This window comes from Microbacterium esteraromaticum (genome assembly GCF_014084045.1).
Taxonomy (GTDB): Bacteria; Actinomycetota; Actinomycetes; order Actinomycetales; family Microbacteriaceae; genus Microbacterium; species Microbacterium esteraromaticum_D.
This window is the reverse complement of the sequence record NZ_CP043732.1, coordinates 3085835-3103392: the sequence shown is the minus strand read 5'-3', so window position 1 is coordinate 3103392 and position 17558 is coordinate 3085835. Positions and strand designations below refer to the sequence as shown.

The window sequence follows — 17558 nt, the reverse complement described above, 5'->3', positions numbered from 1 at the left end:
CATGCCTGCTGACGTCGTAGCTCTTCCCCTGGCGGAACTGCGGCAGCGCACGAGCGAGAAGTGGCGGGAGTACCCGGAAGGGGTGCTCCCGCTCCTCGTCGCCGAGACCGACTTCCCGCTCGCGCCCGCGATCAGTGCTGCGCTCGACCGGGCCGTGCGCACGGGCGACACGGGGTACATCGCATCCCGCACCCCCCTCGCCGCCTCGTATTCGGCGTTCGCCGAGCGACGCTTCGGCTGGTCTCCCGACCCGGCCGGCATGCGCAGCACGGCCGATGTGAGCATGGGTATCGTCGAGATCCTCCGCCGGGTGATCGCGCCGGGGGAGCGGGTGATCGTCAACCCTCCCGTGTATCCGCCGTTCTTCGAACTCGTCGAGGAGGCAGGCGGAGTCGTGGAGCGCGTGCCGTTGCGCGACACCGGGGATGCGTGGGAGCTCGACCTCGAGGGGATCGCCGCCGCGCTGGCGTCCGGCGCCAGGGCCGTGCTGCTGTGCAACCCCCACAACCCGACGGGGACCGTCCACTCCGCCGCGTCGCTGCGCGCACTCGCCGATCTCGCCGCCGAGCACGGTGCGGCGGTGATCTCGGACGAGATCCACGCCCCGCTCGCCCAGCCGGAGGCCGGATACACTCCCTTCCTCGCCGCGGGCGGAGCGTCGGCGCGGATCGGCTACGCCGTGGTGAGTGCCAGCAAGGCGTTCAACCTGGCCGGCCTCAAGTGCGCGCTGATGGTCGCCGCGAGCGCAGAGACCCAGCGGGTGCTTCGCGAACTGCCCGTCGAGGTGGTGTGGCGCACGGGTCAGTTCGGACTTCTCGCGGCCGTCGCCGCCTTCGCACCCGAGAGCGATGACTGGCTCGACGGGCTGCTGCGCACGCTCGATGAGAACAGTCGGCTGCTGCGGTCTCTGCTCGCCGAGCACCTGCCCGAGGCCCGATACCGGATGCCCGACGCCGGCTACCTGGCCTGGATCGACCTCACGGACCTCGGATGGGGCGCCAACCCCGCTCGGCGCATCCTGCGCGAGGCCGAGGTCGCCCTGCACTACGGACCGGCGTTCGGCGCGGAAGGTGCGGGGCACGTGCGCCTCAACTTCGGCACGAGCCCGGAGATCATCACCGAGGCGATCACACGCATCGCCGCGCTTCGGGGCACGACGGGTCCTCGAGGATGACCGCCTGAAGACAGACACGGTCGACGGCGTCGGTGCTACGGAGCCGGCAGCACGTCGCCGTCGAAGCAGGCCAGGTCGTTCTCGTGGATCGCACGCGCCTTCGCGTCGGTGGTCTCATTCATCGCGTAGTCGTCCTGCGTGCTGAGCTGCGCCGGGTCGGCACCCAGGAACAGGACCGCGTAGGAGTTCGTCACGCCCTCGCCGTACTGCTCGTCCCACTGAGTCACGGGCGGACCGCACTGGATATGGATGAGCTTGTGTGCAAGTTCATGCTTCATCGTGTCGACGAAGCCGGTGCTCGACACGTCGTCCATCCCGAGAGGCGTGTACGTCACGAGGCTCCAGCCGGCTTCTGTGCCGAGGCAGACGAAGGCGAGGATGCGGGGTTTCGTACTGGGCGGGCACTCGGCCGCCGTCTGATCGAGTGTGATTGTCGAGCCGAGCAGATTCGCGAGCGCTTCCGCCGCATCCCAGTATCTGCCGTCGCCGCTCGGGAGGATCGTGGCGGCGGCGATCTGCTTCTCGACCGCGATGACCGCCTCGTCCTGCGGGAAGCCCGTCGTCGCGAGGTCGGTTCCGATGCCTCCTGTCGAGATCGCTTCCACCGCTTCGCTCACGCGCAGGGTGACGAAGTCGTAGGCGTACTGCTCCGCCTCATCGAGAGTGTCGAACTCTCTTGAGCCTTCCGCCTCCAGTTCGGAGAGCACCTCAGTGAGATACTCGCGAGATGCCGCCCGATAGCCGGTGGATGCTCGCACGCCGCTGACCGTCGCATTCGACGCGAACGGATCCGGAGCCGCCACGATCTCCGACCTGAGCCACTCGGCGTTCTTCTGGTAGAAGGATGCCTCGGACAGCGGGACCTTGGCACTCGTGAACGGGAGTGCGCCGGGCAGGAGCTGTCCGATGCCCCACACGCCTGTCGCCACCAGCGCCAGCGTGACCACGAGGGCGGACCCCAGAAGTAGCCCAACGCGTCGTTTCCTCGTCGGTTCGGGCATTGCGGCGCGGGCATCATCGGCACCTCGTAGCGGGTCCGAGGGGCGCTGCGGTTCGGGCAGGAGCTGGCCTGTCCAGCCCGAGCCGTCCCAGTATCTCTGCGCCGAGGAGCCCTGAGGATCCGGATACCAGCCTGCGGGAGGGAGCTGCTCGGTCATCCCCAGATCCTCCCACGCGCCGCCCCGGCTCCCGCGTCGATAGGCTCATGTGGTGACAGTCACCACCCGCCCTCGCACGCTCAAGGTGCCCGAGTGACCGGCGTCACCGAGATCGAGACGATCTGGGATCGCACTCGTCTCGGGATCACCATCGGCTCGGTCGTGCTCATCTTCCTCGCCGCGATCGAGGCCCTCGCCGTCACGACGGTGATGCCCGTGGTCAGCGCCGATCTGCATGGCGAGGCGCTGTACGCCGTCGCGTTCTCGGGCACGCTCGCGACGAGCGTCATCGGCATGGTTGCCGCCGGGACCTGGAGCGATCGAGCGGGTCCCCGCGCACCCCTGTACACCGCGGTCGCGCTCTTCCTCCTCGGACTGGTGGTCTCCGGTCTCGCCCTCGACATGTACACCTTCCTCGCCGGGCGGCTCGTCCAGGGACTCGGCGCCGGCGGACAGACCGTCGCCCTGTACGTCGTGGTCGCACGGGTGTACCCGCCGCACCTGCACGGGCGCATCTTCGCCGCATATGCCGCCGCCTGGGTGGTGCCGTCGATGATCGGACCGTTCCTGGCGGGCCTGGTGACCGAGCTGATGCACTGGCGCTGGACCTTCCTGGGCGTCGCGGTGCTGACGGCTGCGGCTTTCGTCCTCGTCGTGCAGCGGCTGAGCGGGGTGAGTCTCGACTCGGACGCGGGTGATGCGGATTCCGCTCCGGACGCCGATGCTCCGGATGCCACGACCGCTTCACAGGGAGAGCGCGGAGGATTCGCGCTGCGCCTGCTGCTCGCCGTCGTCGTCGCCGTCTGCGCGGTGGGCGTCGGCTTCACCGTCGAGCTGCCCTTCTCCACCGGCGGGCCGCTCGCCGCGATCGGCATCGTCGCGATCGGCGTCGCACTGCTGCCGCTGCTGCCCCGACGCACACTGCGCGCCGCGGCGGGCCTGCCGAGCGTCGTCCTCACGCGGGGTCTCATCGCCGGCGCGTTCTTCGCCGCCGAGGCGTACATCCCGAAGCTCCTCATGGATGACCACGGCTTCTCGCCGTCGATCGCGGGACTGGCGCTGACGCTCGCGGCGCTCGGCTGGTCCAGCGCGTCTGCGGTGCAGGGACGGTGGGGCGATCGCCTGGGCAGCAGGCGGATCATGCTGATCGCCTTCGCGCTGATCATGGTCGCGCTGCTCGCCATCCTCGGCGTGGTGGTGCTGTGGCCGCTGCCGTGGATCGTCATGATCGGGTGGGGGCTGGCCGGGGCAGGGATGGGACTGCTCTACCCACGGCTCACGGTGCTCACCCTCGCATACTCGACCACCCGCGACGAGGGCTTCAACTCCTCGGCGCTGTCGATCGCCGACGCCACGGGCTCGGCGCTCGCTGTGGCCGTTGCCGGCCTGGGATTCGTCGCCGTGCCGCTGCTCGGCAGCGGCTTCGCCACCGTGTATCTGTTCGCCGCCGTGCTGACCACCATCGCGATGCTCCCCGGACTCCGGATGGGCGACGCGCAGCGCTGACGAAGACGAGCAGGCGTGCCACCGGCGACAAGGTTTGCCCGGCGACCCTGTGTCTGTCGCCAGATGCAGCCGCGGTGCGCGTCAATACAGTGAACAGTGTTCCGATGACGCCCGGGCGCTCGTACGCCATGACCTCCGGAGGACGCATGTCAGACCCCCGACCACTCAGCGCCGACCTCGCGCGCATCGCCGTCTTCGCCGCACTGATCATCGTGCTCGGCACCGTCGTCGTGCCCCTGCCGGGAGGCGTGCCGATCACCGGACAGACGCTCGGCGTGATGCTCGCCGGCCTCGTCCTCGGGGCACGACGTGCTCCTCTGGCGATCCTCGTCGTGCTCGCCCTCGCCGCGATCGGCCTGCCTGTTCTGGCGGGTGGACGAGGCGGCCTCGGGGCGTTCGCAGGACCGACTGCGGGCTACATGCTCGGCTGGGTCATCGGGTCGATCGTGATCGGCCTGATCGCGCACTCGGGTCGCCCAAGCTGGTGGCGCACCGCCCTCGCGACGATCATCGGCGGCATCGCCGCGGTGTATCTGCTCGGCGTCCCGGTGCAGGCCGCCGTCACGGGCGTTCCGCTCGATCTCACGGCGCTCTCCACCGTCGCCTTCCTGCCGGGCGACCTGGTCAAGGCCGGGATCGCGACGGTGCTCGCGCTGGGCCTGCGTCGGGCCTATCCGCGGGCATTCCCCGCGCGGAGCGCTACGGCACCAGCATCCGCTCTGTCGTGACCGATCCCGGGATCCGCTTCGAGGGTGCCGGGTGCACGATCGACGGTGAGCGCATCCTGCACGACGTGGATCTGAGCCTGAGCGCGCCTCGGACGGCGGTCATCGGCGCGAACGGGTCGGGCAAGTCGACCTTCGCCCGCATGCTCAACGGGCTGCGCCCGTGCACGCAGGGGCGCGCCAGCGTTCTCGGCCACGACATCGTCAGGGACGCCAGAATGCTCCGCGACCGAGTCGGATTCGTCTTCACCAATCCTGAGGCGCAGATCCTCATGCCGACCCCGGCAGAGGACATAGCGCTGTCGCTGCGCGATCTGCCGAAGCCGCTGCGGGCAGAGCGGGTGCTCGACACGCTGTCGCGCTTCGGGCTGGCCGGACGCGAGGATCAGCCGGCGGCCGCGCTCTCGGGCGGGCAGCGTCAGCTGCTCGCGATCGCCTCTGTGCTCGCCTCGGAGCCGGACCTGCTCGTCGCGGACGAGCCGACCACACTGCTCGACCTGCGAAACGCGCGCAGCATCGGCGAGCTGCTGCTCGGCCTCGAGGTTCCCGTCGTCATCGTGACGCACGACCTCGAGCTCGCGGCCGCGTGCGACGAGGCCGTGCTGTTCGACGAAGGCAGGGTGCACGCCGTGGGCGCACCTGTCGATGTCATCGCCGCATACCGGCGGCTCATCGGATGATCTCGCTCTACCGGCCGGGGACCAGCATCCTGCACCGACTCCCTGCCGGTGCGAAGCTGTGTGCGCTCATCGTCGCGGCGCTGCTGGTCTCCTTCGCCCGACCGGGCAGCGTCGGGGCCGTGCTGCTGGTGCTCTCCGCATCCGGGCTGCTGCTCGTCGCGGGTCTCGGGTGGCGGGGCGTTGCGGCGGCCTGGTGGCGTCTGCGCTGGCTGATCCTGCTGCTCGGCGGGGCGCTCTGGGTATTCGTGGACGTCGGCACCGCTGTGCAGAGCACGGCGCGGGTGATCGCGCTCATCCTCCTGGCCGAGAGCGTGACCCGCTCGACGCGGATGGGGGACCTGCTCGACGTGCTGGAGCGGGCGATGCGGCCACTGAGGCGCTTCGGAGTGGACCCGGCATCGGTGGCGCTCACCGTCTCGCTCACCATCGCGATGGTCCCCGTGCTCGCCGGGTTCCTCGCGCAGGTTCGAGATGCCCAACGTGCCAGAGGGGTGCGGCTGGGCGCGCGTGCGGTGCTGCCGCTGCTCGTGCTGACACTGCGCCACGCGGACGACGTCGGCGACGCCCTCGCCGCACGCGGACTGGCACGCTGAGCCGCACCGGCGGCTGCTCAGCACGCCTCGCGTATACTGGGGGGCTGGCCATTCGGCCGCTCACTCACACCTCCCGAAGATCGGACTGCGCTGTGCTCGCCGTGCACGAACTCGAGATCCGCGTCGGAGCCCGCGTGCTCATGTCGGACGTCTCGTTCCGAGTCGCCGCCGGCGACAAGATTGGCCTCGTCGGTCGCAACGGCGCGGGCAAGACCACCCTCACCAAGGTGCTCGCCGGCGATGTGCTGCCCAGCGAGGGCAAGGTGACCAAATCGGGTGAGATCGGCTACCTGCCCCAGGATCCGCGCACCGGCGACCCCGAGGTGCTCGCGCGCACCCGCATCCTCGATGCCCGCGGCCTCGGCACGCTGCAGCTCGGCATGTCGAAGGCGTCGCACGACATGGCATCGGACGACCCGAAGATCGCCGACCGCGCCATGCGCAAGTTCGCCAACCTGACCGAGCGGTTCGAGGCCCTCGGCGGCTACGCCGCCGAGGCGGAGGCTGCCTCCATCGCGCACAACCTCTCCCTTCCCGATCGCATCCTCGACCAGCCGCTCAACACGCTCTCGGGCGGTCAGCGCCGCCGCATCGAGCTCGCGCGCATCCTCTTCTCCGATGCCGACACGATGATCCTCGACGAGCCGACCAACCACCTCGACGCCGACAGCGTCGTGTGGCTGCGTGAGTTCCTCAAGAACTACAAGGGCGGCCTCATCGTGATCAGTCACGATGTCGAGCTCGTCGGCGAGACCGTGAACCGCGTCTTCTACCTCGACGCGAACCGCCAGGTCATCGACATCTACAACATGAACTGGAAGAACTACCTCCGTCAGCGGGTGGCCGACGAGGAGCGCCGCAAGAAGGAACGCGCCAACGCAGAGAAGAAGGCCACCCAGCTGCAGCTGCAGGCAGCCCGGTTCGGCGCCAAGGCGTCCAAGGCGGCCGCGGCGCACCAGATGGTCGCCCGTGCCGAGAAGCTGCTGTCCGGGCTCGACGAGGTGCGCCAGGCCGACCGGGTCGCCAAGCTGCGCTTCCCGAAGCCCGCTGCATGCGGCAAGACCCCGCTGATGGCATCCGGACTGTCCAAGTCGTACGGGTCGCTGGAGATCTTCACCGACGTCGATCTGGCGATCGACCGCGGTTCGAAGGTCGTCGTGCTCGGCCTCAACGGCGCGGGCAAGACGACGCTGCTGCGGCTGCTCGCCGGCGTCGACGAGCCGGACACGGGTCAGCTGGAGCCGGGGCACGGGCTCAAGATCGGCTATTACGCGCAGGAGCACGAGAATCTCGATGTGAAGCGCTCCGTGCTCGAGAACATGATCTCGGCAGCTCCCGACCTCAACGAGACCGAGGCGCGAAAGGTCCTCGGATCGTTCCTCTTCACCGGCGACGACGTGCACAAGCCGGCCGGTGTGCTCTCGGGCGGAGAGAAGACCCGGCTGTCGCTCGCGACTCTGGTCGTGTCGTCGGCCAACATGCTGCTGCTCGACGAGCCGACGAACAACCTCGATCCCGCGTCTCGCGAGGAGATCCTGGGGGCGCTGGCGCACTACGAGGGTGCCGTCGTGCTGGTGTCGCACGACCCCGGCGCGGTCGCGTCGCTGAATCCCGAGCGCGTGCTCATTCTTCCCGACGGCGTCGAGGACATCTGGAGCAAGGACTACCAGGACCTCATCGAGCTCGCCTGAGCCTCGCGCCGAGGCGCCGCACGCGGTTCGGCGGCGCCTGTCAGCGCTGCACGGCGTCGAGAAGCGCGTCCTCGTCGGCGGCGTCGCGATCGCGGCGCCGTGGCTGCCGCTTCGGCAGCTCACCGGCGTCCTCTTTCGCCTTCACGATCTCGATGCGGATCACGTAGCCGATGAAGGCGAAGCCCATGACGGCGAACAGGATCCACTGGATCGCGTACGAAAGATGGGGGCCCGGATCGTCTGTGGGCGATGCGAAGCCGCCCAGCGCCGCCTGCGCGGCTGGTTCCTCGGACACCAGCTGGCCGTAGGCGCTCGTGGTCAGCGCCGGGTTCACCAGATCGGCGATCGTCGGCAGATGGATGGTCGGCACCTGTCCCTCGGGGGCGCCGCGACCGGACGCCGGGAGGCGCTCACCGGGGCGCAGGCGCACCACCGCACTGCTCTCGCCGTCCGGGGGAGCGGGAACGGACTTCGGTGATGCGTCCTCGCCGGGGGAGATCCAGCCGCGGTCGACCAGCAGCACCAGGCCGCTCTCGTCGCGGAACGGCACGAGGACCTCGAACGCGCTGGTGCCGCCGTGCGGGCGGTTGCGCACGAGCACCTGCTCATCGGCGAGGTACTCGCCGCGCAGCAGCACCGGATGCCATTCATCGGCCGGTTGGAGAGCGCCGTCCGTGCCGAGCAGGTCGGCGACGGGGACCGGGTCCGCATCGTAATTGCGCTCCACCAGGGCGATCTGCTCTGCACGCGACTCGTTGCGATCGAACTGCCACTGCGACAGGAAGACGCACGCGATCGCGAAGCCGATCGCCACGAGCACGTACACGCCCCAGCGCATCAGCCGGCTCACCGGGGCAGCCCCTCGTGAACCTCCACCGGGAACTCCCTTGCCCTCAGGTAGTCGCTCAGGAACCCGACGTGCGCGTCGCACGCCAGCCAGATCTTCCGTCGGTCCTCGGCGTGGATGCGCGGGTTGCGCCAGACGATGTGATGCGTGGCGGGTTCACGGCATTCGGCCCGCGCGCATTCCAGCGCGGCGGTCATCGCTCGCCGGCTCCGCGGTCGTCTCGCCTCTCGATGATCGTGATCACATCCGGGTCTGCGGCGGTCGGCTCAGGAGCGGACGCCCTCGGGCTCTCGAGCTGCGCGACCGGCGACTCGACGGCGCTCGGCGTGCTGTCGCTTCCTGCGTTCGCATACACGACGGCGATGTAAGGGAGGAAGATCGCCGCGGCCGCGAACGCCCAGGTCCACCACCCGAGAGGCTGCACGAGCGCCATCAGTAGGAAGCACACCGTGCGGATGCCCATCGTCAGCGCGTAGCGGCGCACGCGGTGATCGGCCTCGTCCTGCGGCGACTGCGGCAGGGAGGTCACGGAGGGGGCGTGGCGCTTGTCTTTCACGGTGCTTCCAGCCTACGCCGCGCCCGGCGTCCCGGACGCCGTCCGGCGGGGTCGCGGTCGATAGGATGGCCAGCGATCCGTTCCCTCAGTCAGGAGCCCCATATGAGCGCTGAGCGCGTCGTCCTCGTCACCGGCGGAAACCGCGGCATCGGCCGTGCGATCGCCGAACGCTTCGTCCGCGACGGGTACCGGGTCGCCGTCACCGCCCGCAGCGGCGAGGGACCGCAGGGCACCCTGACCGTGCGAGCAGACGTCACCGACGCCGCCGCGATCGACGCGGCCTTCACCGAGGTGGAGCAGCAGCTCGGCCCGGTCGAGATCGTCGTCGCGAACGCCGGGATCACCAAGGACACCCTTTTGATGCGCATGAGCGAGGACGACTTCGACAGCGTCGTCGCGACCAACCTCGGCGGCACCTTCCGCGTGGTCAAGCGCGCATCGAAGGGCATGCTCCGTGCGCGCTTCGGCCGCGTCATCCTCATCTCCAGCGTCGTCGGCCTGTACGGCTCGGCTGGGCAGGTCAACTACTCGGCGTCGAAGAGCGCCCTGGTCGGATTCGCCCGTTCGCTCACGCGCGAGCTGGGCGGACGCGGCATCACGGCGAACGTCGTCGCCCCCGGTTTCATCGAGACCGATATGACGGCCGAGCTGCCGGAGGAGACCCAGAAGCAGTACAAGGCGAGCATCCCCGCCGGGCGGTTCGCGACACCCGATGAGGTCGCCGGCGCGGTGGCATGGCTGGCGGGAGATGACGCCGCCTACATCTCCGGCGCCGTGATCCCGGTCGACGGCGGCCTCGGAATGGGGCACTGAGAGCCCGCACGTCGAGGCCCCGTCGCTGCCCGGTCAGTCGCCGATCGCGTCGACGATCGCGGCTGCCAGTCGTTCCGGCATGGAGAACTGCGGCCAGTGGCCGGAGTCGAGCGTGACGACGGTCGCATCCGCGATCGATGAGAACTCCGCACCCCACGGACCCCAGTCCGCGAGCTCGGCTTCGAGCCGCTGCCGGTCGTACCCGCCCATCAGCAGCGTCACGGGAATCGCGAAGCGTCGCTCGTCCGACAGAGCGATCGGGTCGGTCGGCACCCGGGCCGGGACACTCATGGTCAGGGGCGCGGTGCGCTCCCTCATGGCCGCGTCGAGGTCGTGGACGTCCTCATCGGGGAAGTGGTCCCAGCCTGGGAAGGGCACCACGCCGTCGACCGTCTCGAACTCGCCGATGCCGTGATCGGGCGCCGGCGGGACGGTGTCGACGAGGATCACGCGGGTAACGCGATCCGGCCGCGCATCGGCCGCGCCCCAGGCGACGTTGCCGCCGCCCGAATGACCGACGAGCACGACCGGAGCATCGATCCCGTCGATGAGCTCGACGACGGCATCCACCCAGTCGGCGATGCCGACCTCCGGAGCAGGCTCGCCCAGCCCCGGCATCGTCATCGGATGCACGCGATGACCGGCGGCGGTCAGTGCAGGGGTCACATCGTCCCATGAGGACGCATCCAGCCACAGGCCGGGGATGAGGATGATGTCCATGCGAAGACGCTACTCGCCGCCTCCGACAAAAACGCAGTGCGTCAGGGGAGCAGGGGGATGATCTCTGACAGATCCTGGGGGCCGACGACGATCGAGGCGGCCGCCCGCACGGCGGGCTTGGCGTTGAACGCTATCCCGAGACCCGCCGCGGCCATCATGGTGAGATCGTTGGCTCCGTCGCCGATCGCGATGGTGGCGTGCGGTGCGACGCCGAGTTCACGCGCCCAGCTCTGCAGCGACGCCGCCTTCGCGTCGGCGTCCACGATGTCGCCGTCGACGGAGCCTGCGAGGCCGTCGCCGTCGAGGAGGAGCCGGTTGGCCCGCCAGCGGTCGACGCCGAGCCCCGGGGCGATGTGGTCGAGGATCTCGTGGAAGCCTCCCGAGACCACTCCGACGACTCCGCCGCGCTCGTGCACCGCGTTCGTGAGCTCGCGCACCCCCGGAGTCGGCTCGATACGTGCCCGCACGCGCTCGAATGCCGCGATCGGCACCCCGCGCAGCGCCTCGACGCGCGAGCGGAGGCTGGTGGCGAAGTCGACCTCGCCGCGCATCGCCGCCTCGGTCGCGGCCTGCACCTCGGCGCGACGTCCGGCCTCGTCGGCCAGAAGCTCGATCACCTCATTGCGGATCAGGGTGGAATCGGCATCGAGGACGACGAGGAAGCGCGCAGCGGTCACCCGTCGAGCGTAGCGTCACCGGGTGATGCGCACGCCCTTGCCGACCACGGTGATCCCGGAGTCGGTCACGGTGAACCCGCGTTCGAGATCGCGTTCGCGATCGACGCCGACGGTCGCACCGTCTTCGAGGACGACGTTCTTGTCGAGCACCGCCCGCCTGACGCGCGCACCGAGTCCGAGGTGCACATGATCGAGCAGCACCGAGTCGGTGATGGTCGATCCGCCCAGCGCGACGCCGCCGAGGCCGATCACGCTGCGTTCGATGTGCGTGCCGGAGAGCACGGAGCCGGCGGCGACCACGGAGTCGATCGCGTTGCCGATGCGGCCGACCGCATCGCGCACGAACTTCGCTGGCGGCATGTTCACGTTCTGCGTGCGGATCGGCCAGTCGGTGTTGTACAGGTTGAAGATCGGCAGCGTGGAGATCAAGTCCATATGCGCGTCGAAGTACGAGTCGATCGTTCCCACGTCGCGCCAGTACGAGCGGTCGCGAGGGGACGACCCCGGCACGTCGTTCTGCTTCATGTCGTAGTAGCCCGCCTCGCCTCGACCCACGAAGTAGGGGATGATGTCCCCGCCCATGTCGTGCCCTGACGACGCCGACTCGCCATCCGCCTCGACGGCGGCGACGAGCGCGTCGGCGTCGAAGACGTAGTTGCCCATCGACACGAGAACCTCGTTGGGTGAATCGGCGAGCCCGACCGGGTCGGCCGGCTTCTCGAGGAAGTCGCGGATGCGCCCCGTCTCGGGATCGGCATCGATCACGCCGAACTGGGAGGCCAGGGCGATCGGCTGGCGGATGCCGGCGACGGTCGCCGGCGCGCCGGAGGCGATGTGCGCATCGATCATCTGCTGGAAGTCCATCCGGTACACGTGGTCGGCGCCGATCACGACCACGATGTCCGGCTTCTCGTCGTTGATGAGGTTCAGGCTCTGCAGAATCGCATCGGCCGATCCGGAGAACCAGCGCTTGCCGAGCCGCTGCTGCGCCGGCACCGAGGTGACGTACGAGTCGAGCAGCGCCGACATGCGCCAGTTCTGAGAGATGTGCCGGTCGAGGCTGTGGGACTTGTACTGGGTGAGCACGACGAGCTGTCTGAGACCCGAGTTGATGAGATTCGAGATCGCGAAGTCGATCAGCCGATACTGACCGCCGAAAGGCACGGCCGGTTTCGCTCTGTCCGCGGTCAGGGGCATGAGTCGCTTGCCCTCGCCGCCGGCGAGGATGATCCCGAAAACCTTCTTTGGAGCCGACATGCGTCCACCATAGAGCGCCCGGCCGTCGATGTACTACCGTGCAGTCATGCGAGTCGACGTCATCACCAAGGAATACCCGCCGGAGATCTATGGCGGCGCCGGAGTGCACGTCGCCGAGCTGGTCGCGGCACTGCGCAGCAGCATCGATGTGCAGGTGCGAGCGTTCGGCGCCGAGCGCGCCGAACCGGGCACTCACGCCTATCTGGCACCTGCCGAGCTCTCCGGCGCCAACCCCGCACTGCAGACCCTCGGGACCGATCTGGTCATGGTCGGCGATGTCGCCGGGGCTGATCTGGTGCACAGTCACACCTGGTACGCGAACTTCGCCGGCCACCTCGCCTCGCAGCTGCACGGCATCCCGCACGTGCTGACGGCCCACAGCCTCGAGCCCCTGCGGCCGTGGAAGGCTGAGCAGCTCGGCGGGGGATACGCCGTCTCGAGCGGCATCGAGCGCCTGGCGTACGAGAGCGCTGCCGCGATCATCGCGGTGAGCGCCGGGATGCGGCAGGACATCCTGCGCAGCTATCCGCAGGTCGACCCCGAGCGCGTGCGCGTCATCCACAACGGCATCGACGTCGAGCGCTGGCGGCCGGTCGAGAACGCCGCCTTCCTGAAGAGCGTCGGGATGGATCCGGCGCGTCCCTCGGTCGTGTTCGTGGGCCGTATCACCAGGCAGAAGGGTCTGCCCTACCTGCTGAGGGCCGCCCGCTTGCTGCCGGAGGACGTGCAGCTCGTACTCTGCGCGGGAGCCCCTGACACCCCCGAGATCATGGCGGAGGTGCAGGAGGGCGTCCGTCTGCTGCAGCAGACCCGTCAGGGCGTGATCTGGATCGAGCGGATGCTGCCGCGCGACGAGCTGTCCGCGATCCTCGCCGCGGCGACGACGTTCGTGTGCCCGTCGGTGTACGAGCCGCTCGGGATCGTGAACCTCGAGGCGATGGCGTGCGGCGCTGCGGTCGTCGGCACCGCGACCGGTGGCATCCCCGAGGTCGTGGACGATGGAGTGACCGGGCGCCTGGTGCCGATCGAGCAGCTGCAGGACGGCACGGGCACCCCCGTGGACCCGGAGCGGTACGTGTCCGATCTGGCGGCGGTGCTCACCGAGGTGACCGGAGATCCGGAGCGCGCGAAGCAGTACGGCGAGGCCGGACGAGAGCGCGCCCGCAGCCAGTTCAGCTGGGGTGCCATCGCCGACACGACCCGCGCGCTGTACGAGGAGCTGACCTCGTGAGCCGATAGGCTGACGTCATGTCGAGCGCTCTGGATCTCACCGATGTCGTCGTGCGACGCGAAGGCCGCAACATCGTCGATCAGGTGACCTGGTCGGTTTCGGAGGATCAGCGCTGGGTGGTGCTCGGTCCCAACGGCGCGGGCAAGACCACGCTGCTGCAGCTCGCCGACACCCTCATGCACCCGACATCGGGCACCGTGACGGTGCTGGGGGAGACCCTCGGCCGCACTGACGTGTTCGAGCTGCGACCGCGGATCGGCTTCGCCTCCTCGGCGATGGCCAGGCGAATTCCGCGCGATGAGACCGTGCTGAACACCGTGATGACCGCCGCGTACTCGGTCATGGGCCGCTGGAACGAGGACTACGAGGCGATCGATGAGCGTCGGGCGCGTCGGGTGCTCGCCGACTGGCACCTCGAGCACCTCGCCGAGCGACTCTTCGGCACGCTCAGCGACGGCGAGCAGAAGCGCGTGCAGATCGCTCGGGCGGTGATGACCGATCCCGAGCTGCTGCTGCTCGATGAGCCGACTGCCAGCCTCGACCTCGGCGCGCGCGAGGAGCTGCTTCAGCTTCTCAGCGGCTACGCCGCGTCGCCCACCACGCCGGCGATGGTCATGGTCACCCATCACGTGGAGGAGATCCCGGTCGGCTTCACGCACGTGCTGCTGCTGCGCGACGGCGGCGTCGTGGCCGCAGGGCCCATCGCCGACACCCTGACCGCCGAGGCGCTCACCGAGGCCTTCGGCATGCCGATCGTGCTCACGCAGGACGGCGGCCGCTACGCCGCGCGCGCCGCCTGAGAGGTGCTAAAGTAGATCCTTGGTGCGATCGCACCGCAGACTTCCCTCGTCTCTGGCAGAATCCAGGGCACCACGTAAGGAATCCCATGAAGACTGACATCCACCCCGATTACCAGGCCGTCGTGTTCCGCGACCTCGGCTCGGGCGAGACCTTCCTCACCCGCTCCACCGTCACGAGCGACAAGACGATCGAACTGGACGGTGTGGAGTACCCCGTCATCGACGTCGAGATCTCCTCGGCCTCGCACCCGTTCTACACGGGCAAGCAGCGCATCATGGACTCGGCCGGTCGTGTCGAGAAGTTCAACCAGCGCTTCAAGAACTTCGGCGGCTCCTCCAAGTAAGCAGCCGTCACGAAGGCCCCGCTCCGGCGGGGCCTTCGTCGTTTCAGGGCGGCGACTCAGCCGCGCACGGGCCACGTCCCGTCGAGGCTCTCATCCGGGTCGAGGCGTCCGATCCTGATGAAGTACTCGGTGAGGCCGGCGGCCTGATCCCGAGCCCAGCCGATCTGCCTCGTGTGCAGTTCCGCCGCCGAGTGCGGAAGGGTGAACTCCCTCGCGAGAGCGAGCGCGACCCGGCCTGCGGCGACCGCATCGGCCGACGCCTCATGCGCGGCGTCCAGCCGAACCTCGTAATGGTCGGCCACGACGGTCAGTGTGCGCTTGCCAGGACGGTAGCGGTCGAAGGCCTTGTCGATCACCAGCGGGTCGATGACCGGCGAGGGGGTGGTCAGCTCGGGGATGCCGTGGCGACGAGCCTCGTGCGCGAGCAGCGAGAAGTCGTACGACGCGTTGTACGCGACGATCGGCAGCCCCTGTGCGAACAGCACCTGCAGAGCCCCGATCACCTGGGCCACGACCTCGTCGGCGGGTCTGCCGTGGGCTCGGGCATGGTCGGTGCTGATCCCGTGGACGGCGGTGGCGCCGACGGGAATGGGCACGCCGGGATCGGCGAGCCAGTCGCGGGCGGCGAGCTCTCTGCCATGCCTGTCGAGCACGCCGATGTGCGCGGTGACTATGCGATCCTGCGTGACATCGACTCCCGTGGTCTCGAGGTCGAACACCCCGACTCGGGTGAGCCAGGCGGGAGCATCGATCGGAAGGGTCATGGCGACACCATACGAGCGGGCGCCGACGTCGCCACGATTCCACGCCGTGCCCGCTATGTCACTACGCTGTGCTGGTGACCTGGACGGTATGGCTCTCGCTGCTCGCGGCGTGCGTGGTGATCAGCTTCACGCCGGGTGCGGGTGCCATCAACACGATGAGCAACGCCCTGTCGCAGGGTTGGCGGCGTTCCCTGTGGGGTGTGCTCGGCCAGCAGGCCGCCCTCATCGTGCACGTCGTCATCGTCGCTGCGGGGGTGGGGCTGATCGTCTCACGCTCGCCGCTGCTGTTCGAGATCATCCGGTATGCGGGTGCGGCGTACCTGGTGTATCTCGGCATCCGGCTGATTCTGGCGAAGCCGGACGATGAGACGGTCGAGCGCGACAGCGGCGTGCGCGAGGGCGCCTGGTCGATCTTCCGCCGAGGCTTCTGGGTGAATCTGCTCAACCCCAAGGCGATCGTGTTCTTCCTCGCCTTCGTGCCGCAGTTCGTGCGCCTCGACCAGGACCCGCTGCCGCAGTACCTCCTGCTCATCGGCACGGTGATCGTCGTCGACATCCTGGTGATGTGGTTCTTCTTCGCCGCGGCCGCGAAGCCGTTCCGCCGTTTCACGCGCGATGCGCGCGGCCAGCGCATCCTGAACACGGTCTTCGGCTCCCTGTTCATCGCCGTCGCCGCGCTGCTGCTCTTCGTGCACTGAGCTGCTGCTCTTCGTGCACTGATCAGTCGATCCCCGCTGCACATCTCGAGATCTGCGCAGGTTCTCCACAGTCGCCGGGAATCCGGGGCTCGATGTCCGATGCGGGGATGCACGCTGTTCAGACCCGGGCTCGCCCCGGCAACGAAGGAGCACCCATGAGCATCACCAACGACGTACTGACCATCGCCGGGAACATCGGCAACGACCCGATCAGCAACGAGACACGCGCAGGCAAGGCGGTGATCAACTTCCGTGTCGCGACCTCGTCGGGATACTTCGACCAGCGAACCGGAGCCTGGGTCGACGGCGTCACGAACTGGTACGCGGTGTCGGCGTTCGGCAACCTGGCCGAGCACGCCAGAGCGTCGCTTCATCGCGGCGATCCCGTGATCGTCGTCGGACGTCTTCGCCAGAAGGAGTGGGAGGCGAACGGCAGGAAGGGCATCGACATCGAGATCACCGCCGATGCGATCGGCCACGACCTGCGCAGGGGCACGAGCGCGTTCGTCCGCCGCCAGCGTTCAGATCAGGCCGCCGCCGCCGCGCCCTCGGAGTCTCCGCGGGCAGACGAGCCGTCGGCAGCGGATCAGGCTGCCTGGGCCGGTGCGGGCCTGACACCGGTGGGGGAGCGGGCGTTCTCGTCCGATGCGGAGGGCGCGCAGGAGGAGAGCGCGATGACTCTGGCGTGACCGCGGTGCGACGGGGGCGGAGGGCCCGAGCGCCTAGACTGCTGGGCGTGCGTCCAGGGTCTTCCGTCTCCGTCCGGCGGCACGCGCATGCCATAGCCCTCCTCGGTGGCGCCGGTCTCCTCACGCTCGCGCTGACGGCGTGCGGACCGCCGGCTCCTCAGCCGCCACCCGCGAGCTCCTCGTCACAGACGGAGCCGTCGTCCTCGTCGTCCTCGTCGTCCTCGTCGTCCTCGGAGTCTGACCTCGACGCGGCTCTCGCCTCCTTCACCGACGTCACCGCTCGCGTCTGGGCTTCGGATTCCCGTGATCAGGGTCGCGCGTACATCGACGCACTCACCCAGGCCGGCTTCGCGAAGGAGAACATGCAGGTCACCGCCGATCGGAGCACGGTAGGCAATCCCGCCGAGAGCCTGCAGTTCTCGGTGGCGTGGAGCGCGACGGAATGCCTGGTGGGCCAGGTCGGGCCCTCGACAGGCGATCCGGTCACCGCCGTGCTGCCACGGCTGGCGGACGGGGCATGCCTGGTGGCTCGAACCAGACCGATCGACTGGTGAACCGGGGGCTCGGCATCCATCTGGCGAAGGCGGTGCACGGCCGCGGTGCCTGAGCGCGCCGTCGCGCTGCGCCCGGTAGGCT

Annotated in this window: 20 protein-coding genes and 1 pseudogene; 13 read left to right on the top strand and 8 right to left on the bottom strand. The window is 69.1% G+C overall.

Annotation, left to right across the window (positions count from 1 at the left end):
- Position 1 precedes the first annotated feature (1 nt).
- The gene (locus FVO59_RS14950) at positions 2-1174 is read left to right on the top strand and encodes a MalY/PatB family protein (RefSeq protein ID WP_182253336.1); all 1173 of its coding nucleotides are present in this window, start codon (positions 2-4) and stop codon (positions 1172-1174) included.
- Between the two features lie 35 nt (positions 1175-1209).
- Here FVO59_RS14950 and FVO59_RS14945 read toward each other — a convergent pair whose 3' ends face one another.
- The gene (locus FVO59_RS14945; RefSeq protein WP_182253335.1) at positions 1210-2331 is read right to left on the bottom strand and encodes a DUF2510 domain-containing protein; all 1122 of its coding nucleotides are present in this window, start codon (positions 2329-2331) and stop codon (positions 1210-1212) included.
- Positions 2332-2424: 93 nt separating this feature from the next.
- On the opposite strand from FVO59_RS14945, the gene FVO59_RS14940 reads away from it, so the two are divergent.
- From FVO59_RS14940 to FVO59_RS14920, 5 genes are all read left to right on the top strand, one after another.
- Positions 2425-3837, top strand: coding sequence for an MFS transporter (locus FVO59_RS14940; RefSeq protein ID WP_182253334.1), 1413 nt, complete (start codon positions 2425-2427; stop codon positions 3835-3837).
- Between the two features lie 146 nt (positions 3838-3983).
- Positions 3984-4565 (top strand): biotin transporter BioY, encoded by a 582-nt coding sequence (locus FVO59_RS14935; protein WP_259363280.1) that lies wholly within the window; start codon positions 3984-3986, stop codon positions 4563-4565.
- Positions 4562-5242, top strand: a complete 681-nt coding sequence (locus FVO59_RS14930) for an energy-coupling factor ABC transporter ATP-binding protein (RefSeq protein WP_259363279.1) — start codon at positions 4562-4564, stop codon at positions 5240-5242. Before FVO59_RS14935 ends, FVO59_RS14930 begins: the two co-directional genes overlap by 4 nt.
- Positions 5239-5835: an energy-coupling factor transporter transmembrane component T family protein gene (locus FVO59_RS14925; RefSeq protein ID WP_182253333.1), complete on the top strand. Its 597-nt coding sequence runs from the start codon at positions 5239-5241 to the stop codon at positions 5833-5835. The genes FVO59_RS14930 and FVO59_RS14925 overlap by 4 nt, the downstream gene beginning before the upstream one ends.
- A 92-nt stretch (positions 5836-5927) precedes the next feature.
- Entirely contained in the window at positions 5928-7526 is a 1599-nt protein-coding gene (locus FVO59_RS14920; RefSeq protein WP_182253332.1) for an ABC-F family ATP-binding cassette domain-containing protein, read from the top strand.
- 40 nt (positions 7527-7566) lie between these two features.
- Here the strand turns inward: FVO59_RS14920 and FVO59_RS14915 are convergent, their stop codons facing one another.
- From FVO59_RS14915 to FVO59_RS14905, 3 genes are read right to left on the bottom strand one after another with little or no spacing between them, the layout of a single operon-like run.
- Positions 7567-8364 carry an SURF1 family cytochrome oxidase biogenesis protein gene (locus FVO59_RS14915; protein WP_182256882.1) on the bottom strand — a complete coding sequence of 266 codons (798 nt, stop codon included), beginning with the start codon at positions 8362-8364 and terminating at the stop codon, positions 7567-7569.
- A gap of 8 nt (positions 8365-8372) precedes the next feature.
- Positions 8373-8570, bottom strand: coding sequence for a hypothetical protein (locus tag FVO59_RS14910; protein ID WP_182253331.1), 198 nt, complete (start codon positions 8568-8570; stop codon positions 8373-8375).
- Positions 8567-8929, bottom strand: a complete 363-nt coding sequence (locus tag FVO59_RS14905) for a DUF3099 domain-containing protein (RefSeq protein WP_182253330.1) — start codon at positions 8927-8929, stop codon at positions 8567-8569. The genes FVO59_RS14910 and FVO59_RS14905 overlap by 4 nt, the downstream gene beginning before the upstream one ends.
- 102 nt (positions 8930-9031) lie before the next feature.
- Here FVO59_RS14905 and FVO59_RS14900 point away from each other — a divergent pair, with 102 nt between their 5' ends.
- Positions 9032-9742, top strand: coding sequence for a beta-ketoacyl-ACP reductase (locus tag FVO59_RS14900; protein WP_182253329.1), 711 nt, complete (start codon positions 9032-9034; stop codon positions 9740-9742).
- Positions 9743-9775: 33 nt separating this feature from the next.
- Here FVO59_RS14900 and FVO59_RS14895 read toward each other — a convergent pair whose 3' ends face one another.
- From FVO59_RS14895 to FVO59_RS14885, 3 genes are read right to left on the bottom strand one after another with little or no spacing between them, the layout of a single operon-like run.
- A complete protein-coding gene (locus tag FVO59_RS14895) occupies positions 9776-10462 on the bottom strand; it encodes an alpha/beta fold hydrolase (protein ID WP_182253328.1) in 687 nt (228 codons plus the stop codon).
- Between the two features lie 41 nt (positions 10463-10503).
- Entirely contained in the window at positions 10504-11139 is a 636-nt protein-coding gene (serB, locus tag FVO59_RS14890; protein ID WP_182253327.1) for a phosphoserine phosphatase SerB, read from the bottom strand.
- A 15-nt stretch (positions 11140-11154) separates the two neighbouring features.
- Positions 11155-12396, bottom strand: a complete 1242-nt coding sequence (locus FVO59_RS14885; protein ID WP_182253326.1) for a glucose-1-phosphate adenylyltransferase — start codon at positions 12394-12396, stop codon at positions 11155-11157.
- Between the two features lie 46 nt (positions 12397-12442).
- Here FVO59_RS14885 and glgA point away from each other — a divergent pair, with 46 nt between their 5' ends.
- From glgA to FVO59_RS14870, 3 genes are all read left to right on the top strand, one after another.
- Entirely contained in the window at positions 12443-13627 is a 1185-nt protein-coding gene (gene glgA, locus FVO59_RS14880) for a glycogen synthase (protein ID WP_182253325.1), read from the top strand.
- 17 nt (positions 13628-13644) lie between these two features.
- On the top strand, positions 13645-14427 hold the full coding sequence (locus FVO59_RS14875) for an ABC transporter ATP-binding protein (RefSeq protein ID WP_182253324.1): 783 nt from the start codon (positions 13645-13647) through the stop codon (positions 14425-14427).
- Positions 14428-14513: 86 nt separating this feature from the next.
- Complete coding sequence (locus FVO59_RS14870) at positions 14514-14771, top strand: type B 50S ribosomal protein L31 (protein WP_067246295.1); 258 nt, start codon at positions 14514-14516, stop codon at positions 14769-14771.
- 56 nt (positions 14772-14827) lie between these two features.
- Here FVO59_RS14870 and FVO59_RS14865 read toward each other — a convergent pair whose 3' ends face one another.
- Positions 14828-15535, bottom strand: coding sequence for a 3'-5' exonuclease (locus FVO59_RS14865; RefSeq protein ID WP_182253323.1), 708 nt, complete (start codon positions 15533-15535; stop codon positions 14828-14830).
- A gap of 74 nt (positions 15536-15609) precedes the next feature.
- Between FVO59_RS14865 and FVO59_RS14860 the strand changes: the two genes are divergently transcribed.
- The 3 genes and pseudogenes from FVO59_RS14860 to FVO59_RS14850 form a co-directional block, all read left to right on the top strand.
- Complete coding sequence (locus FVO59_RS14860) at positions 15610-16233, top strand: LysE family translocator (RefSeq protein ID WP_182253322.1); 624 nt, start codon at positions 15610-15612, stop codon at positions 16231-16233.
- 155 nt (positions 16234-16388) lie between these two features.
- The gene (locus FVO59_RS14855; protein ID WP_182253321.1) at positions 16389-16922 is read left to right on the top strand and encodes a single-stranded DNA-binding protein; all 534 of its coding nucleotides are present in this window, start codon (positions 16389-16391) and stop codon (positions 16920-16922) included.
- A gap of 293 nt (positions 16923-17215) precedes the next feature.
- Positions 17216-17476, top strand: a pseudogene (locus tag FVO59_RS14850) (DUF6993 domain-containing protein); the annotation flags it as partial.
- Positions 17477-17558: the final 82 nt, after the last annotated feature.